This is a genomic window from Flavitalea flava (assembly GCF_054461575.1).
The window spans coordinates 22544-46987 of record NZ_JBTLQH010000049.1 but is presented as its reverse complement, the minus strand read 5'-3'; the positions used below and the strand labels follow the sequence as shown (position 1 = coordinate 46987).

The 24444-nt window shown below is 38.1% G+C and carries 15 protein-coding genes and 1 pseudogene; 9 read left to right on the top strand and 7 right to left on the bottom strand.

The features are described from left to right. Window positions 1-78: 78 nt before the first annotated feature. Window positions 79-186, bottom strand: a pseudogene (locus ACX0G9_RS27125) (transposase); the annotation flags it as partial. A gap of 1227 nt (window positions 187-1413) precedes the next feature. On the opposite strand from ACX0G9_RS27125, the gene ACX0G9_RS27120 reads away from it, so the two are divergent. The 6 genes from ACX0G9_RS27120 (at window position 1414) to ACX0G9_RS27095 (ending at window position 10187) form a co-directional block, all read left to right on the top strand. Then, entirely contained in the window at window positions 1414-3006 is a 1593-nt protein-coding gene (locus ACX0G9_RS27120; RefSeq protein ID WP_459068116.1) for a hypothetical protein, read from the top strand. Window positions 3007-3009: 3 nt separating this feature from the next. Next, window positions 3010-6126: an NAD(P)/FAD-dependent oxidoreductase gene (locus ACX0G9_RS27115; protein WP_459068115.1), complete on the top strand. Its 3117-nt coding sequence runs from the start codon at window positions 3010-3012 to the stop codon at window positions 6124-6126. 3 nt (window positions 6127-6129) lie between these two features. Beyond that, window positions 6130-6588, top strand: coding sequence for a MauE/DoxX family redox-associated membrane protein (locus tag ACX0G9_RS27110; protein WP_459068114.1), 459 nt, complete (start codon window positions 6130-6132; stop codon window positions 6586-6588). Window positions 6589-6604: 16 nt separating this feature from the next. Further along, complete coding sequence (locus tag ACX0G9_RS27105) at window positions 6605-7084, top strand: TlpA family protein disulfide reductase (RefSeq protein WP_459068113.1); 480 nt, start codon at window positions 6605-6607, stop codon at window positions 7082-7084. 11 nt (window positions 7085-7095) lie between these two features. Next, a complete protein-coding gene (locus ACX0G9_RS27100) occupies window positions 7096-9747 on the top strand; it encodes a class III lanthionine synthetase LanKC N-terminal domain-containing protein (RefSeq protein WP_459068112.1) in 2652 nt (883 codons plus the stop codon). Window positions 9748-9905: 158 nt separating this feature from the next. Further along, the gene (locus ACX0G9_RS27095; protein ID WP_459068111.1) at window positions 9906-10187 is read left to right on the top strand and encodes a hypothetical protein; all 282 of its coding nucleotides are present in this window, start codon (window positions 9906-9908) and stop codon (window positions 10185-10187) included. A 273-nt stretch (window positions 10188-10460) separates the two neighbouring features. Here ACX0G9_RS27095 and ACX0G9_RS27090 read toward each other — a convergent pair whose 3' ends face one another. The 5 genes from ACX0G9_RS27090 to ACX0G9_RS27070 all read right to left on the bottom strand — a co-directional run bounded on the left by ACX0G9_RS27090 (window position 10461) and on the right by ACX0G9_RS27070 (window position 20904). Further along, on the bottom strand, window positions 10461-11843 hold the full coding sequence (locus ACX0G9_RS27090; RefSeq protein ID WP_459068110.1) for a TlpA family protein disulfide reductase: 1383 nt from the start codon (window positions 11841-11843) through the stop codon (window positions 10461-10463). 29 nt (window positions 11844-11872) lie between these two features. Beyond that, entirely contained in the window at window positions 11873-13294 is a 1422-nt protein-coding gene (locus ACX0G9_RS27085) for a RagB/SusD family nutrient uptake outer membrane protein (protein ID WP_459068109.1), read from the bottom strand. Window positions 13295-13317: 23 nt separating this feature from the next. Next, a complete protein-coding gene (locus ACX0G9_RS27080; RefSeq protein ID WP_459068108.1) occupies window positions 13318-16695 on the bottom strand; it encodes a SusC/RagA family TonB-linked outer membrane protein in 3378 nt (1125 codons plus the stop codon). 166 nt (window positions 16696-16861) lie between these two features. After that, window positions 16862-18136 carry a FecR family protein gene (locus ACX0G9_RS27075; RefSeq protein WP_459068107.1) on the bottom strand — a complete coding sequence of 425 codons (1275 nt, stop codon included), beginning with the start codon at window positions 18134-18136 and terminating at the stop codon, window positions 16862-16864. Between the two features lie 263 nt (window positions 18137-18399). Then, complete coding sequence (locus tag ACX0G9_RS27070) at window positions 18400-20904, bottom strand: outer membrane beta-barrel protein (RefSeq protein WP_459068106.1); 2505 nt, start codon at window positions 20902-20904, stop codon at window positions 18400-18402. 504 nt (window positions 20905-21408) lie between these two features. On the opposite strand from ACX0G9_RS27070, the gene ACX0G9_RS27065 reads away from it, so the two are divergent. Then, on the top strand, window positions 21409-21972 hold the full coding sequence (locus ACX0G9_RS27065; RefSeq protein ID WP_459068105.1) for a cyclic nucleotide-binding domain-containing protein: 564 nt from the start codon (window positions 21409-21411) through the stop codon (window positions 21970-21972). 20 nt (window positions 21973-21992) lie between these two features. Here ACX0G9_RS27065 and ACX0G9_RS27060 read toward each other — a convergent pair whose 3' ends face one another. Next, complete coding sequence (locus ACX0G9_RS27060; protein ID WP_459068104.1) at window positions 21993-22517, bottom strand: hypothetical protein; 525 nt, start codon at window positions 22515-22517, stop codon at window positions 21993-21995. A gap of 241 nt (window positions 22518-22758) precedes the next feature. Here ACX0G9_RS27060 and ACX0G9_RS27055 point away from each other — a divergent pair, with 241 nt between their 5' ends. Further along, window positions 22759-23298: a Crp/Fnr family transcriptional regulator gene (locus ACX0G9_RS27055; RefSeq protein WP_459068103.1), complete on the top strand. Its 540-nt coding sequence runs from the start codon at window positions 22759-22761 to the stop codon at window positions 23296-23298. A gap of 216 nt (window positions 23299-23514) precedes the next feature. Next, window positions 23515-24105, top strand: coding sequence for a Crp/Fnr family transcriptional regulator (locus ACX0G9_RS27050; protein WP_459068102.1), 591 nt, complete (start codon window positions 23515-23517; stop codon window positions 24103-24105). Window positions 24106-24444 lie beyond the last annotated feature (339 nt).

Below are 24444 nucleotides of genomic sequence, written 5' to 3'. Positions count from 1 at the left end.
AACCTATGTACTCCTTGTTGCCAAAAACTGTGTATTCCTGATTACGAAAAATCCTGCATTTGTGATTGCCGATTACATGGCTTCACTAATGCCCAAGTCACGGGCTATATCCTTAACAGGAATGCCCCCTTCCTGCTGTTTAAGGGCTGATACGATTTGACTCTCTGTAAATTGCTTGCGTTTCATAATTCAAGTTTAAAGTTAACAATTCATTCAATTGGTAACTCTAATTCTTGTGGCCGGAGTTCGGGGGAGCTTACACTATTACTTCACACCTCTAGAGAAATGGGGAAACCTCAAATACTTAATTCTCATCAACAGAATCTTACTAAAACAAAAAATTTGTGAAAGCAAATATTAGATCTGCAAAATTGGTGCTTTAAATGTGAATACAATAATTATAAATATTTCATCCCTTATTGCCCAATTTCTGTACACTCAATGATGGAAATGTGATTACATTTCATTTTACTGAGTTACACTTATTCTCAAAAAGAAAAAACAATTATTAAAAAAAAAAGAAAAGCTATAGTAATCGACTTGGTTTCGAAAGAGGACATAATGTAACTTAGTTAAAATTTATTGCATTGGAAGGAATAGAAATATTATCAGTATGACCCTACTTTATTTTATTTTTTCTAGCAACAAATAGACATTGCAGATAAAATTAAAAAATATACTCATAAAATTTATTAAACACCTAAGCCAATTTCTAGATCAGCAAAATTAACAATTATTACTTGACCTTTTAATGTTTTATCTGAATACCGTTAAACAAATTTTTTATGAAACGTAACAGACTTTTTCTTGGCCTTACTACAATTGCATTAACCATTGCAGGACTGGCTGCAACTAATTCACGTGTTATGCCTTTAACAAGAATGTTCTATTATACTAGAATATCATCCCCACAAAAGTGCACAAAAATGGCATTCACCGCATGTTCAATAAATGGAACATTGCTTCAATGTTTTTACCAAAATGGAACAATAAGAACGCCATATTATACACAGGGGGGTGGCTTGCCATTTCTTTGTCACCATCCGGTATATTACAATCCACTTTAAAAAAAATAAATACTTACTTCATAATAAATATTCTTTTATGATCCCTCTCAAAAGATTCGGCAAAACACTATTTATATTAAGAACGGCAAATAATTTCTTGAATCCCCTAGTGTAGCATTTAGTTATAGTGAATTTAAGAGTAGATAGAATTACTTACTATTTATAAATATAAACAATAGTAGAAAAAAGTTAGAATTTTATAGTAATGGATTTGTTTTCGATACTATTACCAATGTACCTTGGTTTGAAATTAAGAAAAAACACAGATATTCAATATTTCACTGGTAGAAATCCGAACTAGTAGCAGTCTATAAATATTTTGTAAACCTTATTCTACTGCATCTGCATGAAAAAAGCAAATGAAAGCCAACCGCCTATCGCTATTGAAGTAGCTACGACTTATCATCCAGGTCTAATATTAAAGCAAATACCCAGCATAAATAGTTTTAGACAATATATCTATGGAGAAAATAAGGTTTACAGTGCCTTGATAATCTTTTTAATGATCTGTCAGTTTATCGTATTTAAATTATTATATCCATTCCCAGATTTCTTCTCAGACAGTTATAGTTACCTTTATGCTGCATATGCACATATGGATGTCAACATCTGGCCGATAGGCTATTCAAAATTCTTATTGATCTTTCATTGGTTTACCCACTCTGCAAAAGCCTTGATCTTTTTTCAATATATGTTTTTAGAAGTTACGGCCCTTTATTTTTATCACACTATTGTATATTTTTATAACACAGGAAAAAACACCCGAATTATTCTATGCTTGTTTCTTTTCTTTAATCCACTTTTTCTTTATTTAAGCAATTATGTGACCAGTGACGCCATTTTCACCGGTTTGAGTCTGATTTGGTTGACACAATTAATATGGATAATTCGTCGACCCAAATTGTATATGGTATTTGTACAATCCTTGGTAATGTTTATTGCATTTACCTTTCGATATAATGCTATGTATTATCCAATTATTTCCGCATTTGCTTTTTTAATGTCCCAACAACAAAATTGGATAAAAGCAGCAGGTATCATTTCAGGCCCAATACTAATTCTCCCTTTCATTTTATTTTCGTCAGAAGCAGCTAAAAAAATGACGGGCACAGCCCAATTCCCTCCAATACTAGGGGGATGGCAATGGGGGAATAATGCGCTTTATATACGGGAGTATATTGATGTCGATAGTACGAAATTTCCAACGCCAGAGACTGCCGAACTGGATCGAATAGCCAGAGAGTTTTATCGAACCATTCCTGCATCAGCAAGAGAATTACCTTCTTATGTCGCTAATTTTTTTATCAGGCAACCAGAAGCTCCACTTAAACAATACAAATCAAGACATTACAGCCCCCAAACCAATTACGAAGATGTTGTAAGTTGGGGAAAAGTAGCACCAATCTTTGGGCAATATGGAATATTTCTAATTAAACAACACCCCATTGCCTATGCGCGCTATTTTATTTTGGTTAATACAAAGAATTATTTTCTACCTCCATTAGAAAAATTGGAAATCTATAATCTGGGATTGGATGAAATATCTCCAATTGCTGCATTTTGGTTCGACTATTCCAGCCTGAAAATCAAGTCGATATCGAAGACTCTACAAGGTGCTATATTATTTATATATACAGGATTATTCATGGCCATGAATCTATACTTCTTAGGAAATCTCGTTCTATTCTTTCGAAAAAATGGCTTAAAAAACGCTCCTCGTTTCTTTTCCTATTCAATAATTATTATAAGCAGTTTTTTATTCCTGAATTTCTGTTTTAGCGTCTTTGCCAATATTATCGTCATTCGATACCAGGTCTTTCCCATGATCATATTCCTGGCTTTTTCTATGCTCTTAACGGATTGGCTGGATTTAGCAGCACCGGAAAAGAAAAAAGTGCATGTTCCCTCATCAGCATCCATACAACCAGAAATCTCTTAAGCTATGCCCAAAAAAGCGATTATCATTGGTGCCGGGCCGGCAGGGTTGACTGCGGCATATGAATTGTTAAAAAGAACAGATATTATTCCTATTATCCTGGAAAAAAGCGGTGATATAGGCGGAATCTCCAAGACGATTAATTATAAGGGCAATAGGATGGATATGGGCCCACATCGCTTCTTCTCTAAATCAGACAGAGTTATGGACTGGTGGCTAAAAATTATGCCACTGGAAACAAATGGGAAGGACGATGTAAAGATTTCTTACCAGAATAAAACAAGGGAAGTCAGGCAATCAGAAGAGAATGCCATTGAAACCGGAGCAAATACACCTACAGATAAAAAAATGCTGATCATTCAGCGCTTGACCCGCATTTATTTTCTTCGTAAGTTTTTTGCCTATCCCATTCAACTCGGGGTCGACACGTTAAAGACCTTAGGCCTTATAAGAACCATCCGGATCATGGTCTCTTTTATACTTATTAAGATATTTCCCCGTAAACCGGAGAAAAGCCTGGAAGATTTTATCATCAATAAATTTGGCCGACAACTATATCTCTTATTTTTCAAAGATTATACAGAAAAGGTATGGGGTGTACCCTGTCATGAAATCTCTGCAGAATGGGGAGCACAAAGGATAAAGGGAGTCTCTCTAAGTAAGGCTATTGCTCACGCCATTCAGAACCTACGGCCTAAAAAGAAATCAGGAATCGGACAAAAAAGCACGGAGACCAGCCTCATTGAACAGTTCCTTTATCCCAAATATGGACCCGGGTCGCTTTGGGAAGAAGTAGCCAGGCAAGTAGAGGAAATGGGGGGAAAGGTCTATTTGAACCAGGATGTGCAGAAGATCGAACAGGCAGATCAGGAAATAGTTGCTATAACCACAGTCAATAGCCTGACAGGTGAAACAGGAGTTTGGGAAGGAGATTATTTCTTCTCCACTATGCCGGTGAAGGAACTCATTGCTGGAATGGGCGAGGCGGTCCCTCCAAACGTTAAGGAGATTGCGGCAGGTTTGCAATACCGGGACTTCATTAATGTGGGGATTTTACTAAAACAACTGTCAGCGCCTTCTAAAAACAGCAGTCATTATGAAAAACTGGATCTGAAAGACAACTGGATCTATATCCAGGAACGGGATGTAAAGGTTGGAAGACTGATGATCTATAACAACTGGGGAGATGGGATGATCAAGGATCCGTCTACCGTGTGGATCGGCATGGAATACTTCTGCAACAAGACCGATGCCTTCTGGGATCTGGATGACGATACTATACAAAAACTGGCAGTAGCAGAACTAGAAAAGATGGGATTGGCTAATACAAATGACATACTGGATACCACCGTACGACGTATGGAAAAAACCTATCCTGCATATTTTGGCACCTATGATCAGTTTGATAAGGTCAGGGAGTTTACGGATAAATTCCGGAATCTATTCCTGGTAGGCCGTAATGGGATGCATAAATACAATAATTCCGACCATTCGATGCTAACGTCCATGGTGGCTGTGGACAATATTGCGGCAGCAATTACCAGCAAAGAAAATATATGGTCTATAAATACGGAACAGGAATATCATGAGGAAAAGACAGAAACGGGAAAATCAACCCCTCAGCCTGTCCAGGGGAAGGCTCAGCGGACAGAGCCTTCCTTTATAGATTTTATCTGGAATAACAAAGGCAACCGTGTCTGGTTATACTTGTCAGGCATTGCCTTTATCATTCAGTTTATACTATTTAAAAGATATTATCCTTTTGCCAATTATATGCCAGATTCCTATTCTTACCTGGATGGAGCATTTTCAAACGCAGACGTAAATATGTGGCCGGTGGCTTATTCAAAATTTCTACGGCTGATTAGTGTGTTTACCCATTCTGATAAGGTCTTGGTTGGTATTCAATACCTTTTCATGCAGGCAACAGCCATTTTCTTTTTATTAACTCTTTTTTATTTTTTACGCCCGGGAAAGATCGTTCAACGGGTCTTATGGTTTTTTTGCATTCTAAATCCAATTCCATTGTATGTAAGCAATTATGTTTCGGCAGATGCGTTGTTTTTTGGCTTTAGCCTGACCTGGCTTACTGTACTCTTATGGATTCTTTATCGTCCCAGGCCCTATCAATTATGGTTACAGGGCATCCTTCTATTAGCTTGTTTTACCTTAAGATATAATGCTATCTATTACCCTATAATTGCGGCATTAGTCTTCCTCCTCTCCAGACAACGGTGGGAAAGAAAGCTGGCAGGTATAACGTTGGGTACAGCTTTAGTATTCGTGTCAATTTTATATACCAGCCAGAAAATGCAGGAAATTACTGGTCATCGTCAATTTTCCGCTTTTGGAGGCTGGCAAATGGCTAATAATGCGCTCTATATGTATGAACATATTCCGGCATCAGAAAGAGGGGAAGTTCCGAAAAGGTTTGCAAAACTGGAAGGTATGGTTCGCCAACATATGGATACGCTGAAAAAAGTAAAGCTGACCGCAGAAGATTCAGCTAACTCCTATTTTTATCTCTGGAGCGGTCGAAGCCCCTTAAGTCTATATCTTGAAAATGAATGGAAAAAAGACAGCACAACCACCTATTTTAATCGCTGGGCGTCTGAAGCCCCTCTTTATTTGGACTACGCCAAGTGGTTAATCCTTAAACACCCCTGGTCTTATATTCAAACCTTTATGTTCCCTAATGCTATAAAATTCGCCGTTCCACCATCAGAATTCCTTGGAATGTATAATATGGGAGGAGACAGTGTAGGAATGTTTGCTAAAAACTGGTTTCATTATAAAAGTCAACGGGTTAAAGCCAACAATAAAAAAGCAGGTCCGATCCTGTTTACGGAATGGTATCCAGTATTTTCGGCTCTGGTTAACCTTTTATTACTACTTCATGTTGTTGGTCTCTTAATTTTGGGTGGATTAAAAAGAACAAAAGGGCTTCCCGCCCTCCTGGGAGTTGCAATAACACTCTGGCTATTAAATACAGGATTTAGTGTATTTGCTTCTCCGATCGTTCTCCGATACCAGGTATTCCCAATATTGGTCAGCTTGTGTGTAGCTCTATTGACAGGTGAAGCTATATATAAAACAGACCCTTCTAAAAAAATAATTGCATAAACCATGAAAAAAGAAATTATCGTAGACATTATCTCCTGTTTGTTCATTATACTTTTCTTATATACTGGAATTTATAAATTAATGGACCTAACACATTTTAGATGGGCACTTTCAAAATCCCCACTGATGGAACATACTTATCTGATAGTTTCGGATATTATACCTCCATTAGAGATTATAATCGCATTACTTTTATTGATTCCCTTTTTCCTTGACACACCACGATTACGCAAGTGGGGTTTATATTGTTCCGCAGCACTTATGATAATTTTTACTATTTATATTGGTTATATGCTTGAATTCCGGACAGACAGGCCGTGTACTTGCGGAGGTATAATTTCCCAAATGAATTGGCACCAGCATCTTTATTTTAATACAAGTTTTTCAATCTTGGCTTTGTTCGCTGTCTGGCTGAATAGGTTAAGATTAAATAAGACTCAAAATAGGTTGGTAATTAGCTGATTTTAACTGTATTTAAATGAAAAAGATTTTAATCTTCTGTTTAATATTTTCTATGGTAAAATGTAAACCTTCCATAAAAGGAGGAGAAATTTTACCTTCGTTCAACCTTTTGCTTGTAGATAGCGTGACTAAATTTAATACCACATCTATCCCTGAAGGCAAACCATTTGCAATCTTATATTTCAGCCCAGACTGTGAACATTGTCAGGAAGTAACTGAAGGCATTCTTAAAAAAATAGATTCGCTTAAGAATGTACATTTCTATTTTATTACCAATGACCCTTTTGATCGTCTCCAGGTCTATAATAAAATGTATAAATTATATCTTTTCCCAAATATAACATTAGCCAGAGATTATAACTTTTTTATCCTAAGAAATTTCAAAGAGGCTACAATTCCTTACTTAGTCATTTATGATAAAAATAAACGAATAAGAGCAACTTTTAGTGGAGGAGCATCTGGTTCTCAAATCATAGACTACATTAAACAATTATAAATACGAAAAATATGGATAAAGTTCTTCAGCTAAATAATTACTCAGAAATATTAAAGACATATGGATTGGAGGGAAGTCCTTCTGGATATTATTGGCAGGTCGGAGAAATAAAGCAAACTCAGGGATGGATCATTCACCTTTCCGTGATTAAATTGCAAGTAGCTAACTTGTTACAAGTTCTTATTCCAAAACTTTTGGAATGGCAAGTTCCTTTTAAAATCGCTAGAGACTTAAATACAGTATCCAATCTTCTTGATGGTGGACTAGGATTTATTAATTTAGGGAAAATTGTATGTGTTTATCCCACGATTGATCAAGATACTAATTTTATAGCCAAAAAACTGATTTTACTTACTAATGACTACAAAGGGCCAATCATCCATACTGATCGTCATTTAGGTAGTATTGTTTATACAAGATTTGGATCCTTTACTCCTATAATGGTCACTAATGAAAACGGTGACCCTGTGCAATATATATATAATAATCAAGGGCAGTTAGTTCCAGATCCATATACAATACCTTTTGAAATGCCAAAAGGTATTTCCTGGCCATTTTCCGACATAACAATCCCTATCCCTCCAATTCGAAGAAAGTTATTAAATTTTTCCTATTATCCTCTTATAACCATAAAACCTGATGCAAAAGGTAATGTGATCAAGGGTATATATTTCAAGAAACTATGGCAAATCCATACTTGCCTGATCAAGCAAGGTCGCCAACAGATGTTTGTAGATTCTTCTGGACGAGATATTAGGGATCGCCTAAGATGGCAAAATGAATTATACCAAATGTTAAATAAATATGTACCAATGCCAGAAGTGTTTGATTTTTTTCAAGAATACGAAGATAGTTATCTGGCAATGGCTTTCATAAAAGGGGTTTCTCTACAAAACTGGATCGCTTCATACTATAAAGGTCGTTCTTGGATAGATTTAAATAATTCTTCAAAAATTGCTTTAATAGATCGGCTATTAGAAACACTTGATATTATCAGGAGAATTCATGAAAAGGGATATTTGCACAGAGATATAACTTCTCATAATTTCATTGTAGATCTGAATGAAAAAATATGGCTGATAGATATGGAATTAGCGTGGTCAATAAACCGAAGTTATCCTGATCCACCTTTTTCATTAGGAACGCCTGGTTATATGTCACCAGAACAAAATTCAGGAAATACTAAGCCATCAATTAAGGAAGATATTTATGGTCTCGGAGCTTTAGCTCAAGAATTTTTTACAAATTTACCCCCTATAAAACTTGAGCAAAATCATCAAGAAAACCTGCAAAATGCAATTCTTTTTTTTACAAAAGATGAAGAAATAGCTCGCTTGATAATCACTTGCAAGTCTGTAAATCCCCAAGAAAGACCTTCATTAACTGAATTTCAGGAAATCGTAACTCAATTTCGTAGCCGTGTAAGTTCGACAATTGAGCCTCTTGAAAAACCCATAAATTCTTCGCATTTTTCATCTTCAGCCGTAAATACAATCCAAGAAGGTCTCCAAGGTTTAATTCACCCTGATTTAATCCTACCCCAAATAGGATGGTTATCCATGAAACAAAGAGAAGAAGACAATATTGGAAACCCGCAAATAGAACAAGATATTTATGAAGGTTGGCATACAGGTATTTCAGGTCCACTCTGGCTAGTTGCAAGAGCGAAAAAGTGCGGCTTCAATATTGAAAATTGTGTAGAGATTTACAATCAAAGCTGGGTATTCCTTAATCAGAATTATTTCACGAATTCTAATCCCTCAAACTCAGGACTATATTCTGGAGGAGCGGGAATTTCAATGGCCCTGGTGGAAGGAATAGAAAGTGGTCTCTTATCAGCAACCCAAAATACAATTTCCTGTATAGAATCATGCTTCTTCTCCTCAACAACTAACATAGATCTCTCAACTGGAGTTTCAGGACAAGGGATTGCACGTATACGCGCCAATAAATGGATTAATTCATCAAAAGAGGATAATGTCTTAATAACCTTTATAGATAACTTGATCAAATCTCAGAAACCAGATGGTTCTTGGGATCTTGGACTAAATTTATCAAATAGGAAAAATACCGCAATCGGGTTAAATAAAGGAATCGCAGGTATCTCATGGTTTCTCTTGGCCTTTCTTGAAAAAAATCCAAGCCATCCTGTAAAAAAGTCATTGGTAAAGTCTTTAGATTGGATTTTAAAAGTTGGACGTAAAAAAAGTGATTGCTATATATGGCCAATAAGTACGAAGTCAAATGACATTGATCTTTGGGGAATGGGAAATGGGATCCCAGGAATAGCATTGTTGTTTGTTAAATCATATGCTATATTAGGAGACCTTTTGTATAAGGAAATAGCAGAGGATATTTTACAACATTTAAATCCCCATCCGATTTATACCGATTTTAGTCTTAGTGCAGGACTGGCTGGCTTGGGGGAAATCTACCTAGAAGCTTTCACTATTTGTAAAAATACACTTTGGAAAAATCGGGCAGATTGGATTGCCAATTTCTTTCTACATTCTGCAAAAAAAAGCGAAGATGGAAGTAAATATTGGCTAACTAAAATGTCTGAATTCGCAACAGCAGATTTATTTACAGGCAACAGTGGAATCCTTCATTTTTTGATCAGACACCAAAATCCTAATGAATTGAGCCATCCACTTTGGCCTTAACATAATAAAAATGTGACCCGACAGGGTCCAGAAACTTGTCATGACAAACTCACCAAATGGCTTCTATCTACTTGCCTTTTGTTGAACTACTTAAAAGTAGATAATTATTTTAAACTAAAGTTTTTTCTGCTTTTTGAATTTAAAAAGCCTACATTTTTATGAAACGTTCCAGAATTATTCTAGGAGTTACCACAGCTATATTGGCAATTGCCGGTGTAGCAGCTTCAAATGCAAATCGTATTCCTAAATTAAGTGTATTCACTTACACCAAAATTTCAGCAGGTGCACCATTATGCACAATCGTACTGAATACTTCCTGTACATTAAATGGGACTCAGGGCGCTTGTGTGTATAGGAAGGGGACTCTTCAATTCCCAGTTTACACTCACATCACTGCAGCTAATCGTTGTGTAAATATAGCTAAATATAACCAACAATAATTAGCAAGTGAATAAGTAAAAATGAGGGTGTTTAAAAAGCAATTTGAGGCACCCTCGTTTTTATTTTTAATTTTATAAGGGAGTTTAAACACAACATAGGCATTCTTGAAAAAAACTTTGCACATATCTCTCAATTGATTCGGCGGAAGTTATAGTACATTCCTGCCCATATTTAGGAACTTACCAAAAAAAACCTCTATTATTTTTGAGCGCCCCAACGTTTCCTTAAGAAAAGGCTAAAAAAATAATAATGCCGAACTATGAAGAACTACCTTAAAAGGTCTGGTCCCGAGAAACTAAACTAATCCTATCTCGTACTACCAAAACCTTCATTTCCTTTTCTGTGGGAACTAGATCCAACCCCATTGGATGTAATATTTTTTTCATATCATTTATATCAGTTAGTACACAATTCCCACACTCTAAAGTCATATCTACATTTCCATTTATACCAGATTCATCAATCACATAATTATCCCCTGCTGCACGGCTTATAAGTTTGAATACATTTTCAAATGGCATATTCACTCCTTTATATAAAACACTCCCAATAATCTCATCTACAACTGCACCTCCTTTTGTTTTAACTTTTTCTCTACCTTCCTTCGTAGCTATTAATTTCCAGCAAGGACATTTTTTATCTTCTACAGATACAAAAAAGCCAAAGGAATTTTCTAATTCTTTTTGCATAACCTCCTTCACTCTTTCCACACTTATTTTCGAAGGAGGAAGGTTTACTGAATAGCAAAAAAGATTTTTTCCGGTTTTATAATCGACTTTAAACATTGAAGAATCTGTGACTTCTAAAAAAAGTTTAGGGGAATATTTCCCATAATAGGGTTCCTCCGGAAAGGAATATGATGTTCCCAAATATGCATAAAAATATAATGACCTCAAATCAGCGCCTAAAACAGAAAAACCGGACTTCACATTTACCAATAACGCTGCATCAATACTACCATAGTCTAATATTCCATTAACCCCTGGTTTCCAAGTAGTCAAAATTGACCGAAAAAGAAAATCCGAATCAACACCGCCATTTCCATTTATCGCAAAAGGTTTATCATAATCAAATGGTATGATTTTAGTTGAATTTGAACTTATACTTTCCGGAGGAGTTTCATTCATTCGAAAAGCCTTGGGTAGAACAGGATGCTCCCCAGCTAAAAAAGCTTTCATTTCATTTAAGTGTATTGTGGTTGTAATACACTGAACAACGCCTTTATCATCGATTAGGATTGATCGAGGCGTGATTAAAAAATCAAACCGCTGCGCAATCGCGGAATCGAAAGCGCAAGGCATTAATAGATCCTCTTTTGCCCTATATCTGGAGTAGATAATTTCTACTTGTTTATTAGGATCTTCAATACCAACCATCATAACCTGTACCCTTTCTCCCAAATTTTTCTGAATTTCATTGACATGTGGGAAGCTTGCGACACAAGCACCACATACTCTATTCCAGAAATCCAACAACAACCATTTACCCCTAAAATCTTTTAAGCTGGCTTTTCTTTTAGGGTAATATTTGATATTTTTTAACTCAAACTCAGGGCAAGGTTTTCCAACTTCAGGATAATAGGAAGGGTTATTGTTTTGGGCTTGAGAACAGCCAACGCAAATCAATGAAAAAACAATTAGTAATAAAGTTTTCATATTTGTCCTATACTTTTATTAAGAAATAATCAATACTGAGGGTTTTGAGTCAAATTAGGATCCTTATTACGCTCTGATTGCGGGATCGGATATAATTTTTGGTGACCGTCTGCGCTCCAAGCACTTTCTTTCATTGGTGCAACAACACTCATGACCGAATTTATATGTTCAGTTCTAATTAGATCAAACCATCTATGTCCCCATTCAGTAAACAGCTCAACTCTCCGCTCATGAAGAATTGCCTCAAGCAAAGACTCTTGATCGGTTGCACCTTTATAACTAGAAAGACCTGCGCGCATTCTAATTGTGTCTAGATCGGAAATCGCACCTTCTAAATTACCAGTTTTCGCCCTGCACTCTGCACGAATCAAGTATTGTTCAGCCAAACGTAGGACCATAACATATTCTGTTATGTTGGGATCAGCATAGACTAATTTATACTTGTAAGGATAAGAATACAAATTTCCACCAAATGTAGAGTCATGGATCCAATTTGCCCTTCGCCCATCTCCAGACTCAAAGCTGGCCAGCAATTGTGAACCTACAGACACTCCATTTCCGGTCCCATTTGGCTCAGCCCTGAGGATAAAAATCAACCCATCTTGAGTTGCATAGATCGATGGCTGGGGAATTTGTATTTGCCATATCGCTTCATGGCTGTTTGCCAGAAACACACTATTTAAATCTTGTTCCATACCAAAAAGGGTAGTATAATTGATCACTGAAGTTGCTTCAAGTTCAGCACTATCGTATTTTCCTGCATATAAATAAGTTCTAGCCAAAAGGGCTTTAGCTGCCCAGCGTGTTGGCCTGGTTCTCTCCGTGGTTACAGTTGTATCACTAAAATCAATATAATTAGAGCTTAATAAATTCTTTGCATCATTAAGATCATTTATAATTTGTTGAAAAACCTCTTTTTGGGGAGTCCTAAAAAGTAAGGCATTCGAGGCATAGTCAGTAGTAGTAACCAAAGGTACATCTCCATAACAAATAGTTAAGTAAAAATGCCAAAATGCACGAATAAATTTCGATTCTCCACTTAGTTGTTGGCTAACAGATTGGCTAATTCCATTGCTTGTTGCAAGCCCTTCTAAAATAGCATTAGCTTGATAAATATAATTATATGAATGAGGCCATAGGCCTATTGCCATAAAAGGTGTCATTGAATTTTTATAAATTTGGCTCTCAATATTAGTAGGAGAATAATAACTAATTAACTCATCACCTAATAATCCAGAGTACAAAGACATTGTTGATGACTCTCCGTTAGCGCTCATTTGCGAATAAATAACTGTTTGGGCCGAGGTTGCCGTGGTATTATCACTAAATACTCCTGCCCTTACAAGTAGGGTTGGGGGCGAATCAATTTGTACAAATTTCTTACAGCCGCTTAAAAGTAGAATTGATAAACAGAAGCTAAAATTAATCAAGGTCATATATAAATCTTTCATGAAATTCATTTTACTTCAAAAAATTAAAGTGACATATGGATACCTGCAGTAATCATCCTCAATGGAGGAAGGCCCAAACCTTGCACCTCTGGATCAAGTAATTTGTATTTTGTAATAGTTAACAAATTTTCGCAATTAATGAAAGCTGATGCATTCTTTATCCCAATTTTTTTAATCATTTCAGAAGGGAACCTATATGATAATGAAACATTTTTGAGTCGGACAAAAGAAGCATCTGAAATAATTGCATCACTTGCTTGTATATATGAATACGCTGTACTTGCTGCGGTTGCAAAAGATTGTGTAAATTGTTGGGCATTTGCGATATCTCCATTTTTTTGCCATCGATCAAGAACATTTACCGGCATATTTGTGGAAAATCCTGGTGGTAACCCAAATGCATTCAAAAAACCATGACCGACTTGTTTAACAAATTGAAAGAAAACATCTAAGTTCCATCCTTTATACTGAAAAGTATTTGAAAATCCGCCATAATACTCTTGTGTAACAGGCTTTGTTAATTCCTGATCTATTCCAAAAGAAGGTATCCCTGAACCATTCTTGTTGGCAAAAGTATAAATTCCCTTTTGAGGATCTACCCCTGTAAAATGGAAAAGGTATTGGGCAAATAAAGACTTGCCCACTGAATATGTAAATGCATATGGAGAATTTTTTATTCCAGGGTAAGAAGCAAGTTTGTTTTTGGGAATACTTATATTAAACGAACTTATCCAAGCAAAATTTGTTGTTTTTATATTAATTGTATTAAATGACAATTCCCATCCAGTGTTTTGAATTACTGCCGGCAAATTGGCTTGAACAGAAGTAAATCCTGTTATTTGTGGTAAAGGAAATCCAACTAATTGATTTCCTGTTTGATTTCTGTAATAACTTATAGTTAATTGTATACGATCCTTCAAAAACCTCAACTCAATCCCGCCTTCTAATTTTTTATCCTGTTCCCATGCAAAGTTAGGATTACTTAAAAGTGTGGGGTATAATCCAGAAAATTCTTGATAAGTGGACCTATTAATTGAATACGTACTTAAAAATTGATAATCTCCAATCGCATCGTTTCCTGTCAACCCATAGCTTGCTCTGAGTTTGCCGAAATTCATCCAAGGCAATTTATTTTTCATAAATGGTTCTTCAGAAAATATCCATCCTGGCCCTACTGCACCGAAATTTCCAAATTGTTTACTAGGTCCAAACCGGCTACTACCATCCCGACGAGCTGTAAAATTAAGAAGGTAACGATCTTTCCATCGAACACCCACACGGCCAAAAACCGCATTGTATCGATATAAAGAATAATTATAGCCATTCAAATAAAATAGAGATGCGGCATTTGGGTCGGTTATAAGCTCATCACTACTAAAACCAAGGGCTGTTTCGGATAAAGATTTTTGAGTATTTTGTTGAAAAGTAGAACCTAATAATGCATCAATTACCCAATTGGAAACCTGCTTATGAAATTCAATTTGAGGTTCAATAATCCAAGCATTAGCGGTCGTAGTAGCAAATGAATTAGATCTTGAATAAGGGCTGGCATTATCCGGAGGAGGAGAAGCACTAGAAAATGCAAGTTGTGTTTGATTCATTTGTGTTTTAGTGTACCCAAAACTGCTTTTCACCTGAAAATCATGAGATATTTGGTAACTCAAAGTAAGGTTACTTATCAAATTGTCCGTTATGGCGTTAGCCTGTAAATGTGTTGCAGCCATTGGATTTAGCCATGTAGCCCCACCTCCCTTCAATTGCCAGTTTATATTGCCAATACTATTGTAAATAGCTGGTGCATCTGGAGCCAAGGTAATACTACCAGTAAAATCAGCCATTGGGATCTTGCTATTATTATAAACATAATTACCAGTGAATTGAATGCGAAACTTTTGATTGCTTGAAATATTATTTATATTAAAAAGAATCGAAGCCTTTTGACTACTATAATCTCCGGGAAAAACAGTTCCTTGATGATTAAAACCGCCTCCTATATGAAATTGAGTATTCGCATTTCCACCTGACAATGAAGATTGAACATTAGTGTAATTAGCGGTGTTTCCAAGCAGCACTTTTTGCCAATTCGTGTACCTAGTTGTATCCCAGTAGGTCATATCAAAATCCACATTGGGGTCAGGAGTTACCCCATCATTAATAAAGGCCTCATGACGCACTTGCAAATACTGTTTAGTATTGAGGAGATCCACATTACGTGAAACTCTTCCACCTCCAGAGCTTACATCAATATCAACTTTTGTTTGGCCAGCCTTTCCTTTCCGAGTTGTTATTAAGATTACGCCATTGGATCCTCGTGAGCCATAAATGGCGGTAGCGTCCGCGTCCTTCAATACTTCAATACTTTCAATATCGGCAGGGTTTAGGCTATTGAAAGGGCTCAATCCCTGACCTCTTCCATAAAGTGGATTGCCAACCGCCCCTCCTCCGATATCAGTACTGGAAAGAGATGCAGAACTAAATGGAACTCCGTCAACAATAAAAAATGGATCATTAACTGTAACAGGCTTTCCTAAAGGAAGACTGTTTTGCCCTCTTAATAAAATCGTGCTATAAGACCCTGGCAAGCCCGATGTCTGTTGAATATAGAGCCCCGGTACCCTCCCCTGCAGAGCAAGCAATGGATCTGAGACCGGCTGCTTAATAATATCCTCTCCTTTTACGGTTGTAACATTACCCGTGTTAAATCGGGCTGTGGTATTGTAATACCCTTTAACTACATTCGCGTCCAAGCTACTAATTGAAATTTTCATAACCACAGTAACTTTAACCAGGTTATTTTCCACTTTAATTTCCCTCCTATAATCTTCGTGTCCTACGTAAGAAATTTCAATCACATACCTACCATTTGGAATATCCTGAAATATAAATTCACCTTTTGCATCCGTTTGACCCGACTTATTCAATTTCCTGATCTTCACATTCGCCCCGACTAAAGGCTTGCCATCCTCCCCTTTCACTACCCCCCCCACTTCCTGCCTTGCCTCATCGGCGAGAGTAGATTCTTCCAGGTTTATAGATTCAGGTCTTTTTTTGATTATATTAATAGTATGCCCCACAATCGTATAGGTCAACGGGAAAGGCTGGTTTTTGAAACAATCCTTTAGCACCGCATCGATGCTGGCATCTTTCGCATTTACGGTCACTTTCCGCGCATCCTGCAACAGATCGTGATCCATAAACACACCATAACCGGTTTGTTCTTCGATCACCGAAAATACCTGTTGCAAGGGTATATCGGTTCCGGAAAAGCTGATCTTCTGGGCGTATCCCCGGGCGCTTACCTGAAGGCATCCCGCAATTAATAAGAGGAGGGTCAGTCTCATGGCTATTACCATTGTTTTTGTTGCGGGAAGGCAAATACCTTCAGGTAAAGTTCTTTTCATTAACTTTGGGATTAATTGGGTTATGCTATAGTGTTTCTAATCAGTACAATGGTTGAATCAGGGATAACCCAACTACCGATCCATTACTGGATCAGTTCAAACCGGCAGTGTCTCACCACTTCCGGTTTTTTTATGGATACCGCTGACTCCTTTTTAAAACTTTGCCTTAAGGTGTCGACGCTGCAACAATTATTTTTTTATCTTTTATGGTAAAATGAATATCGTGTCCTTCGAGGATATGCAGGACCTCGGATAATTTGAGGTCACGGCTGATCAGCCCATCAAAACGCTGATCCTTTATCTTTCCTTCATACACCACTTCTATATCATACCAACGTGAGATCTGCCGCATTAGGGTTTTCAGATCCGTGTTATCGAAATTGAAAAATCCGCGCTTCCAGGCTATCACACTTTTTATATCCACAGCAACCAGATTCACTCCATCATTGGCATGTCCCGTCTGGGCTTGTTGCCCCGGCGCAACCGTTACACTAATTTTGTCCTTACTGACTTTTACGCGGCCTTCCACTAAGCTGGTGCGAATTAGTGACTCCTCCGGATAAGCCATTACATTAAATTCTGTTCCGAGGACTTCTACCTGCACCGCTCCTTTTTCCGGATTGCCGGCGGGAGGAAGTATGGCGACCTTGAAGGGCATTGCAGCATGTTTCTTGATCTGGAAGTACCCCTCTCCACTCAATTCGACCATCCGGTCATTTCCAGAAAAGGCTGTAGGGAATCTCAACGAAGAAGCAGCATTGAGCCATACGACCGATCCATCGGGGAGAGTCACCTGGTATTGACCTCCACGTGGTGTGGTGATACTATTGTAACTAACTGGTTGTCCATGTGAGCTGGTACCATTATAGGCCAATTTGCCGTTTGCCAGTTTGATGACCTTGGTTGCACCCTGATTCGCCAATTGGCCGTTCGAGGCATTGTCCAGGACAATTTGCTTGCCATCTGCCAACGTAAGGATAGCCTTCTCCCCTCCCGGTGGCACGTCCTTCTTAAGACTGAATGCCACCGGCTCACTGGGGATATTGGTTTTTCGCGTATTCCGGAATAAGGCGACAGATACCGCGATAAGAATCAATATGCCAAAAACAGGAATTAAAGACTTAAAATTGAATAAGGAATTAAATATATTCCTCTTCGGCGGCTCCGGAGGAAAAGGACTACCCATCTCCAAAGCAATTCTGCCTTTCACATCTTCCCAGGCAGCCTTCTCATCGATCTCCTTCATTTTTTCCATGTCATCTTCTATTTGTTCGGGCTCCGTAAAGTCTTCGATGTTTTCCTGGGTATAATCCGGTTGATCATGAAGCCACAATTGCAGCATTACGCTTTCGAGCTGACTCAAGGAACCATTATGCCTTTTGTGCAGCAATTCACCCACTTCCTGCATGATTTTGAACAACTCGTTCTGGTTTCTAGCCATTTTTCAGTGTTTAAATTTTTTAATAGGATAAAAAGTAGACAGGTTTAGGAAGAGAAGTAGGAGTATTGCTCTATTTTCTGGTAAAAGAAAACTACTACATCGTCTCATATATAGAAACACGAAAACCACAAAACGGAACTAGTCAAATCATCAGAATTTGAAAATATTTTCCAAACATGTCTTAAAGAGTTAGTCAAACCGACTAAAATGTCTATATGAGTATAAACTGCCTAATCCTTTGACTACTACCTCGATCCGGCCGATCATTCTCTCTTTGTTTTCCCCATAAACCGATATCCAGCCGTTACCTGCCAATATCTCCCCAAAACATTGTATCGATTTTCTGAAACCTGATTGGTGGAAATGGCCCGGTTAATTCCGATACTCTGCCCCAAAATATCATGGATCTGTCCTCTAAGGTTCAGTCGGTTATCCAGAAATGTCTTCTGCAGCCATGCATCACAAAACAAAGTCTGATTATGCAGGGGAAAGAGATCGGTCTTTTGTCTCCAGGTATAATTGATATTAGTACCTATCTCCAGGCCTGTAATCGGGAAGAAAGAGAACTGAATAGCATGATGCTGAACCCAATAGCGGGTAATGGCCAGGCTGTTGATCGAACTACGGGAATAGAACCAGGTCGCCCCGGCTGTAAGGCTAAAGGCAAATTTACCCGCCACGTATTTCCGCAAACCGATATCCCCGCCCAGATTATAACTTTCATTCCGGCTTAATTCCTCATTAACAAGCGTAAAAGTCGGGTAATACAACAGATTGGTACTAAAGTCTATATCCAGCTTTAGTCGCTCCAAACTTTTATGCCCGGTTAGCCGAATCCTGGCCTTGTTCGAACCCCTTGAATTAACGGCCTGACTAAGCTCTCTTCCCAGGCTATCTATGCCGATTCTGTCACAGATACTGTTTGTGGTGAATCCATAATTCAATAACAAACCCGTAAAAAGGGATTTTGGGCTGGTCAGATTCAGGGAAAAGTCATGACTAGTGGCAGGCTGAAGACCGGGATTGCCGATGATGACATGCAAAGGATCGGTATTGTTTTGGATAACCTGTAGCTGGTTAGCAGCAGGCTGTTGGACTAACCCAATATAGGAGAAAGATAGTATTTTACTCTTGGTAAAATACTGAAGTCCCACCCTGGGAATTAGATGTAAAGACTTGTACCTGAATAAATTATTCTTTACCTGGTCTCTCTGCCGGTACACATAATCCAGGATATCAGCTCCGGCCCAATAGTTAAACTGTTTATGGGAATAAGACTGTATTCCAAATCCGGCCTTATGGGTGATGATATGATAGGCATACTGGCTGCTAAGACTGTCCACTTTGGCCTGATATTTACCATCGTCCCTGTTATAAGAGTCCTGAGCAACTACGCTGTGATTAAGACCAAATTCGTAACTAAGGATGAAGACGGCATCCTTCCAAAGCGGTTCGGAATAATTAGCATTGGCATTTACAATCATCGTATTCCCGGAAATTGCCTTTCGCTGATCGACCGTGTCCTGAGAAGGCAGGCCAATACCGGATGGATAAAAATTATTGATTGCCTTTAAATACCCATCAGCCAGATTGTCCTGGCGGGTTATATCCGTCAGCAGACTGAAGACTCTTTTGCTTCTCCTGCTTTTGCGCCTCCAGCCAAAATGCGATCTGAAGTCCTGGTTATTGATAGCAGACTGTATATTTCTAAGACTACTATTGATGAGCGTATCATTAAAATAACCTTTCCCGACATTATTATATTGATTATTCCCCGTCACTCTTTTACCGCTCGCCCAAAACCCAAAGGCATTGGAGGAGTCCGGATATAGATTAATGGCCATAGACAAATTATGCCGGTCCTGGTTATTATCTGAATAAGCTGATTGTTCCTGGCGGTATACCTTCCCGGGTAGTGTTTGTTGGATAATGGCTGAAGAAAATGGATGCGTCGTCAAATGTCCATACTCATAATTGCCGGCCGCATGATTCCGTACCCAGCTATCTGCATAATGCAGCGCTCCGCCTATGAGTCGGGGGATACCCGTACCTGCTGAAACATCCAATCCTCCATTCTCCGTTCCCGGGTTATCGAAGCCTTGCAGATCTCCGTCGCCCTCTTCCCCTTTAAAACCGGTTGAACCGATATTTGACGCGGACCCAAAAGCTGTCAATTGACGTTTGCCTTTTAATGCTACTCCAATAGCCCGGGCATCATAATACCCTTGTCCTCCTGTTCCGGCTTCGGCCTTTAAAAAAGACTCGTTCTTGCGGTCCTCCTTGAGAATCAGGTTAATGGTTTTGGTCGTCTTTCCATCCCTGATACCGGTGAACTCTGCCTTGGTGCTTAATTTATTAAAGACCTCTACCCGGGCAATCGCATCACCATTAAAATTTCGGGTGACCCTGGTAAGATCCCTGCCGAAAATATCTTCTCCTTCTATTAAAATTCGTTCAATTTTTTCACCATTAAGGGTAAGACTGCCATGCTCATCGATACGGAGACCGGGTAATAATCGAAGCAATTCTTCCACATTAGCTCCTGCTTTCAGCCGGACATTGCCTGTAGTATATTCAAGGGTATCTCTCTTTATATGAATAGGTATATGTCCGGGAGTAACGATCACCGAATCCAGTACATCAATTTTTGGAAGAGGATCTTTTTTTTGACCATAAATGACCAGAGAGGACAAAAAAATAAGAATAAACAGGAGAAGATAGTTCTTGCTGCTTTTTCTGCCAGGAGTCAGTTTAACCGAATTGGCCATTATAGGTAATGAATAGGATAAATTAGAAAGGGAGATGGTTAGACAACCATCTCCTCAGACTATTACGGCTCATTACTGAGCCACCTCAACAAACACGAAGTAGGTTTGAGGGATTACTCAAAAGTAAATGCACGCGGTTTCAGGAGTATTGGCTTTCGATACATAGGAGTTCGGTCTAATGGCCAATGGCCTACGATTAGGCAGGGGTTCCGTGTTACAGCGTATCTATAGAAACACCAAGACCAGGAAAAAGAACTAGTCATTTCTGAATTATTTTTAATTTTATTTTTTGGCCCTCCCAAATGAAAATTTATGTTAATAATTATTTTTCTGTTTGGAAATTATCCCTAGCTTTGTTTTCAACACATTCTACACTAAAGGCCAGATTTAAACCAGACCCCTCTACACCCTACCCTATCTTTCCTTAGTCCTGCTGCGTCGCAGTTATTTTAAACCCGTGTAACTCGTAAAAAAATTATTACACAAACAAAATCCCCTTGCTCTATGGATAAATTTCTTAATTATGTTCACGACCATAAATTAGTATCCAAGCAGCAAGAAGAACGAATACCCAGATATAAAAAAATAGTCCATTTACAACCAGGAGAAAATTTACGTCTTCAGGTGCCGCATAGTTGTATGGTCTATGTCATCGATGGTTTGCTGGTAGAATCTCTTGAGCGAAGTGTCGGCTGGTCATGCATCGGCTTTTATAAACCCGAAAAATATTTGCTATCCGGCATTGGTTGGGAGTATCATCCGGAAACGGAAGTTCACCGTATTGTAGCTATCGTACCCACCTCTTTATACTTTATACACGAGTACAGGATAGAACGGATCTATGCCAAACTCCCTAAATCAAAAATTGAACATCTCTATAATCATTTAGGTATTACTGAAGCGAATTCACCTGACCATTCCTTATCTCCACTGGAAAGACTGCAGCTATTCGTCGATACGGAACCCTATATTTACGCACGGGTTCCCAAAGAAGACATTGCGGCCTTCCTGGACATACCGCTTTCTACGTTTAATTCCTTAAGGCCTCCGAGTGGGAATACGCCATAGGTAAGAGGAGGTAATTATTTTTATCCGGGTTGACCGTTATTTTTTGCTGCAATTGCCTTTACGACGGCTACCACTGTCAAGCCTATCCATAAAATCAATTGATTTATAACTAGAATTAACAGGGTCCAGTTTAAAACAGAAGACATCCAGGAGAATTTTCTCCAGGCAGCTGGATTAAACGCTGCAAACCCTCCTACACCCTGAAAAAGATCTGACGAAATTATTTTGACAATAATCGCTAAGCAAAATAATGTCATCCCCACCTGCAGCCAGCTCCATTTTACCGATAACAAATGATCCTTCCGGCCAATGACAAGTGCCAGCCAAGTAATTGTCAACAGGATGCTAATGGGTACAAAAAAATCGTTCAATCCCCAGGTGTTATTACCAAAAACGAAATAAGTATCCTCGATCATGATATCGATCGTAGCATGGCCAACGAGAACTGGAGCCAGTATGATAGCAATGGGCAGTAACAGTTCCGGAAAGTGAAAGAATAATTTAATACGATTTCGCTGCATCCCGAAAGATAATAAGGAGTTCATACTTCTGCAAATGTAATTTGGAAAGAATCGGCAATTTTGCAGTCGATCCTTCCAAACTTATTTCTGATCTTGCATACCGCTGTTCTCACCCAAATGACTTCTTTTTCAACCTGCCGCAACAGTTAGTGAATACTGTACTCACTTTGTCATTTTATTCAAAACTAAAACCATTATTATGGAAAAACTTTTGCAATTCCTGGACTTTATGCACCCTCTTTCTTCCGGTTTAAAAAAATACCTGTTGAAAAATGTAGAACGGGTTGTTATCAAAAAAGGCATCAAACTCTTAGTAGCAGGCAACATTAGTAACTATCTTTTTTTTATTGAATCCGGCTTAACCATGAATTATTCGGTAATTGATAAAAAAATAGCGGTCAGATGGTTCAATAAAGAAGGTGATTTTACAAGAGCCGGCCGAAGTTTCTTTTTACAGGAAAAAGCTAATCAATCCATCGAAGCGCTGGAAGATTGTGTTGTATGGAGAATCAGCCATGAAAAGCTATATTATGCATTTAAAGAATTTATAGAATTTAATATTCATCGTGCTGTATTGGCAGAATACTATTTCGCAGAAGCAGAAAAATTACAGGAAAACACGCTACAGCTCACCCCGGAAGAAAAAATAATCGCACTGATAGCCAAATGGCCAGAAGCATTTGACCGTATCGGTAATGCAGCCTGGATTGCCTCTTATCTTGGTCTTAAACTAAATACCTATAACCGTCACCTCCCGCCAGAATATAAAAACAAGAATAAAGGGAAAGGTAAGAACGAGGAATAAACAAATAATCCAGCATATTACAAAAATTCATTTGATACACTCATTTGAAGAAGCCATTTGATATAGTCAAATGGCTTTTTTCGTTTCGGAAAACTCTGCACATATTTGTCTCCGATTTGCTGTTTGCCCGAACAGACAATTTTAGCAACCTGCTGCCGTAATGGGCGAGCCAACTTCGCCATCTAAACCAAATTCAAAAAGTAAAAACTAATCTTCATGATCTATCCTATCTATTTTCTAAAAAAACTAGCCCCAGTACCTTTCGGATTAGAACTTGTCCTTTTTAATTGTTTCAAAGAAAATCATTTGCCCAAAAAACATTACCTGATAAAAAGCGATCAAATATGTCAGGAAATGCATCTTATCTATTCCGGTATGGTGCATGCAATGATTTCTTCAGAAACAAAAGACAGGACTTCCTTTATTTTTACGGAAAAGGATTTCGTTTTTCCAAGAAATTTTTTCTTAAATCAAAAACCCTCCCTGGAAAGTCTCCAATGCATAGAGCCCTGCATTACCTGGAGCCTTAGTCTCCATCACATCCAGGATATTTGTAAGACATTCCCTGAATTCCAGCTACATCTTGATTTAATCAGGAAAACTCAGGATGAAAACAGAATTCCCTGGGATCTCCTGGTCAAGGAGATGCCCGTCAGTAAAAGATATCTTTATATGAAAAATAACAGACCAGATCTTATCTGTCGTGTACCAAACGAAATAATGGCTTCCTATTTAGGTATGTCTACAAAGACCTTTTATAAGATCCGGAGGATGTTAAAAGGAAATAAAAAACAATTTATAAAATAGTGGAACTCTTCCCTTTTTTTGAAGTCAAACTTCATTCACCTTTACATTCTAAACTTAATCAAAAATGATACTCAACAAAATCAGCTGGAGCAACTTTCTCACCGTCCTCCTTGTACTAACCGTCATTTATTATTCTATCGTCCTTGCGCTGTTCTACCAAAATGAAATCCGATCTCTCCTAAAGAACAGACAGCACAAAATATAATAAAAGCATTAGTCAGGCAGTTCAACAAAAAATTCCTTCATTTAAACGCATTCCATAGACGTTCCACTTCCATCGATACTTCCATTCGAAAGGGGCGACTTCTAAACCTTTACTCATTACGTAAAAAATAAATT